The sequence below is a fragment of the Bartonella sp. ML70XJBT genome, from assembly GCF_028618425.1.
GTDB lineage: Bacteria > Pseudomonadota > Alphaproteobacteria > Rhizobiales > Rhizobiaceae > Bartonella.
The window spans coordinates 1-5,209 of record NZ_JAQISX010000042.1 but is presented as its reverse complement, the minus strand read 5'-3'; the positions used below and the strand labels follow the sequence as shown (position 1 = coordinate 5,209).

Annotated in this window: 1 protein-coding gene and 1 pseudogene; both read left to right on the top strand. The window is 34.1% G+C overall.

What is annotated here, in order from left to right:
• Nucleotides 1-3,278: type ISP restriction/modification enzyme (locus PVV65_RS08855; RefSeq protein ID WP_273789911.1), on the top strand; the 3,278-nt coding region annotated here is incomplete at its 5' end.
• A gap of 1,615 nt (nt 3,279-4,893) precedes the next feature.
• Nucleotides 4,894-5,209, top strand: a pseudogene (locus PVV65_RS08850) (hypothetical protein); the annotation flags it as partial.

Sequence of the window (5,209 nt, the reverse complement as noted above, 5' to 3'; positions counted from 1 at the left end):
TGGATGTTCCTACTCTCGATGCGGTAATGTTTTTACACCCGCGGAAAAGCCAAGTGGATGTGATACAGGCGGTAGGACGTGTGATGCGTCGCGCACGGGGTAAGAAAAGAGGCTATATCATTTTACCCGTTGGCGTACCAGCTGGTATTCCCCCCGAACAAGCTTTAAGGAACAATAAAAAGTACAGTGTTGTTTGGCAAGTTCTCAGTGCTTTGCTTTCTCATGATGAGAACTTTAGCAAAACCCTTAACCAAATGAATTTAGGGCAAGATGTAAGTTCTATCATAGATATTGTTACGGTTTCTCAAAATAGTGACTTAAAGAATGTTACCACGGTTGTTGATGATATCCCCCTTCACGCAAAACCAGAAAGTGCGAGTGCGGGGAATGTCTATCCACTGCGAAAATCGCTTAACCCCCATAATGGTCAAGAACGTTTTAACTTTGTGATGGCGTTTCCTAATGCTCTCAAAACCCTTCTGATTAAAAAATCGACCCTTGCGGATTATTGGGGCATCTGGGCGAACAATGTTGCGGAGATTGCTCAAAACCACATTAATCGTCTTAAAGATATCCTTTCTGATAAAACCAGTAAAGCCTATCATGCTTTTGAGAGCTTTCATAAGGAGTTAAAGAGTAATTTAAACGACAGTATTACCCAAGAGGAAGCGCTAGAGATGTTAGGACAACATCTTGTGACGCGTCCCGTATTTGAAGCTTTGTTTGAAGGCAATAAATTTGTCCAGAACAATAGTATCTCGCAAGCGATGGAAAAGATCTTAGCTGAGTTGGATAAAACCAATATCAAGCAAGAATCAAAGGAATTACAAAAATTTTATAACAGCATAAAATTCCGTGCCTCTGGAATTACCGAACCCCAAGCAAGACAGAACCTTATTATCAAGCTATATGAAGACTTTTTTGCCAAGGCATTTAAGAAAACCACCGATAGACTTGGGATTGTTTATACCCCCGTTGAGGTTGTGGATTTTATTATTCATTCTGTTGATGAAGTGTTACGCAATGAATTTGGAAAAAGCCTAGGATCACGTGGTGTTTCTATTCTTGACCCTTTTACAGGTACTGGTACCTTTATCACACGGTTATTACAATCAAATCTCATAAAACCAGAGGATATGGAATATAAATTCCGTCATGATATCCATGCCAATGAGATTGTTCTCTTAGCTTATTACATAGCAGCCATTAACATTGAATCGACCTATCATAGTCTTATGAAGGGTGAATATATTCCTTTTAAGCATATTGGTTTAACCGATACGTTTCGGATGCTTGAAGAGAAAAATCTGCTACAAAAATTATTTAAAGAAAACAGTGAATATTTAGAACATCAGAAAAATCTAAATATCAAGGTTATCTTTGGCAATCCCCCCTATTCGGTAGGACAAAAAAGCGCTAATGACAATGCAAAGAATACTCCTTACCCCATATTAGATAAACGTATCAATGAAACTTATGCTGCTCAATCAAAAGCAGTGAATATGCGAAATTTTTATGACAGTTATATCCGCGCTATCCGCTGGGCTAGTGACCGTATTGATAATGCTGGAGTAATCGGATTTGTTTCTGGTTCTAGTTATGTAGAAAAGCCAACAATGAATAGCTTACGAAAGTCTTTGTCCAAAGAATTTACCAGTATTTACGTGCTTAATTTACGGGGGGATATTCGTAAAAATATATTAAGCAATGGGAAAGCCAAAGAAGGAGAAAATATTTTTGGCAATGGAAGTATGACTGGTATTGCTGTGACACTATTTATCAAAAATCCTAATGCTTCTGGAGATTGTAAAATTTACTATCATAATATTGGTAATAATCTCACGACAAAAGAAAAACTTACAGCTCTGGAATACTTTGGTAGTCTTGAAGGCATTACACGTAAAGAAAGCTGGCAAATGATTACACCAGACGAATATGGGGATTGGATTAATCAACGTGATGAGAGTTTTGAAACATTCTTAGCCTTAGGTGATAAGAAGAGCAATAATAAAAAGCTCTTTGAAACGTTTTCTTGCGGTATTACAACCAGTCGCGATGCTTGGGCGTATAATTCAAGCCGTGAGGTAGGGGCAAAAAATATGGGTAATATGATTGCCTTCTATAATAGCGAAGTGAAACGTTTTAATAAAGCCTATCCACACGTTGACCGTAAGTCACGTGAAAATGCTGTAAATAATTTCGTAAATTCAGATCCAAGCAAAATAAGTTGGAGCCTTAGTCTTAAAAAGCAATTAATTAGAGGACAGTTTTTTGAATTTGAAGAGACATGCCTTATTCGAAGCTTTTATCGCCCTTTTATACGACAGTGGCTCTATTATGATAGTATCTTTAATGAAGCAATTTATCAAATGCATCGTATATTTCCTATGGGAAAAGTAGTCGAAAATAAAGTAATACAAATTACAGGTGTAGGAGCAAGGAGTGGATTTTCTGTACTTATGACTAAGGATTTACCCGATTTTCACGCAATAGATACAGGTCAATGCTTTCCAAGATATTTTTACGAAGATGCTTCCGTTTCAAAAAATAAAAATAAAAAACAAATTCATTTATTTGCGAATGTTACAGAGGAAAGTAAAAATGCTGGTTTACAGAGACGTGATGCTATTACGAATGAAGGGCTAGCCCATTTTAAAGCGGCTTATCCTAATGAGAATATAACAAAAGATGATCTATTCTATTATGTGTACGGTCTTTTACATTCAGAAGATTATCGTACTCGTTATGCTGATAATTTATGCAAAGAATTGCCTCGCATTCCTTGTGTAAAAAGCGCTGAAGATTTTTGGATGTTTGTTACAGCAGGGCGTGAACTGGGTCATTTGCACGTGAATTATGAAGATGTAGAACCTTATCCAGTGACCTTTAAAAAAGGCAATCCAAAACAGACTGATATCTCTAATCCTAAAGAATTCTATTACGTAAATGAAATGAAATTCGCAAAAATTAAGAATAGTAAGGAAAAGGATAAATCGACTGTTATTTATAATAGCAATATCATTATAACAGATATCCCTCTTGAAGCTTATGAGTATATCGTCAATGGCAAGCCTGCTCTTGAATGGGTTATGGGGCGTCAATGTGTGAAAACTGATAAAAAGAGTGGCATTGTGAATGATGCTAATCGCTATGCTGTTGAAACCGTTGACAACCCTGCTTATCCATTGGAGTTATTCCAAAGGGTTATTACCGTAAGTTTAGAGACAATGAAAATTGTTAAAAACCTACCAAAATTAGAAATTAAAGAAACTGAATAAGCTTATAAAGCATGCTCACATAATGGGTATGATAAACTCACAAGGGGTATAAGGTCTTATAACTATAGGTTTATACCCCTTTTATTAAGTTAATTACCTACAATCTTAAAAGGAGTGTTTATATGCGTTATTCTAAAAAGAAATCATTTGCACTTTTAAACACTCTACTTTGGATTGCTTTGAGACTTATAAGAAATCCACTCTTAAATAGAATACGCTTCTTTTGGATTGCCTTTAAAAGATTATATCGCAATCTCAAATGATAGCTTTATTGTTTTTAAAAGCTTTGTTTAAAGAGAGTTTTGTATATTCATTTTCTTATATTACTTATAGGTTTTGTCTGTTTTTAAAACCCCCAAAACACCTACAAAACCCTCTTAAATATATATTAAAGATTGTATTTATGTGTTGTGTTTAATACAGGTTGTTTATTTAAAACATTAACTTATTGAAATATAATAACTTTTATTTTTGACTAAAAAATATATATAAAGGGGGTGTAAAAAGAACCTCCAAAACCCCCTAAACCCCCTAAACTATAACCATAATAGTCTTGATAGCATTTCTTATGATTATACCTCTTTCTTTTGAAAGGCTTTAAGAGATCACATGCTTCTTTCATAAAGCATGTTTTAATCACTCACTAAAATGATCACTTTTGTCAGTTCAATTTACTGACAGATAACTGACAAATATATATTATTGATTGTATTTATGTGGTGCATCTTAATAAGGGTTGTACCATTAAAATGCTAACATATTGAAATATAATGTTTTTAAATTTCTCTCATTTGAAAAAAATACTATAGGGTCTAGAAAGAACTGACTAAACTGACAAAAATGACAAAAGTCTATTAAAAGGGATTTTGCTAATCTCTATAGTTATCAATCTCTCTTTAGAGGTTTTCATAACAGACTATAAATCGCAATTATCCTCTTTATCATTTCTCTTATGAAAATGAAAAATGATGCGGTGGCTATAAAGAATGCGTGAAAACAGCGGGCTTTCATAATCACAATGCAAATGAAAGCATTGGCTACAAAGATAGTCCCTATAAAAGCTATTAAGTTGCAAATGTGTTATAAAAGAAATTAACAGAAATCTTTAAAAACCATTTAGTAAAAAATAAATGCATTATAAAGTTAAAAATACGCATCATGAGAGCGTTTCTAAATATTATAAATGTATAATTCAAAACATAACGCAATCGTTTAAGAAAGCCAATAATATAGCTTTAAAAGCATATAATAAATAAGAAGCGATTAATAAGCATATGACAAATATATACACACAATGCATTTAAAAAAATCATAAAAAATATCAAAAAAGTGCATAAATTAATTGACAATAAATACGTATTTTGTTATATAAATAATCAAGTGATTGAAAACACTAAATCGATAGCGAAAGGGTTGCGATAAAACCTAATCCTATTATAAAAACTGACTTTCTTTTATGCTTTTGTTGGTATATGAGAGCTTTGTCGGGTGTGTTTACACCATACAATACTCTTTATGAGAAAAGTGTAACGACGGACTATCGACCGTGTTTTCAAACGCCCGGCGCCCTTATAGGGTTGTCAATTGAAAACTGTATAATCGATAGGTTTTAATTATGAACGCTATATCAAAAAACACCCCCGTTATTTCTTCCATTTCAAATGAAACCGCATCTAATAATAAACAAGAGCCTGCAAAAAAATACGAATTTACAGACGAAACAATTGAAGTAGGTGATTATACTCTTTATCGCATTCGTGCTTTAAAGGATTTTGCCAATGTAAAGGCGGGGGACCTCGGTGGCTTTATACACAAAGTTGCAAATTTAGCTGATAATGGCAATTGCTGGGTCGGTGGCAATGCCATGGTTTATGGGGATGCGCGGGTTTTCGATAATGCCCATGTTTTGGATAATGCAAAAATTACTGGAT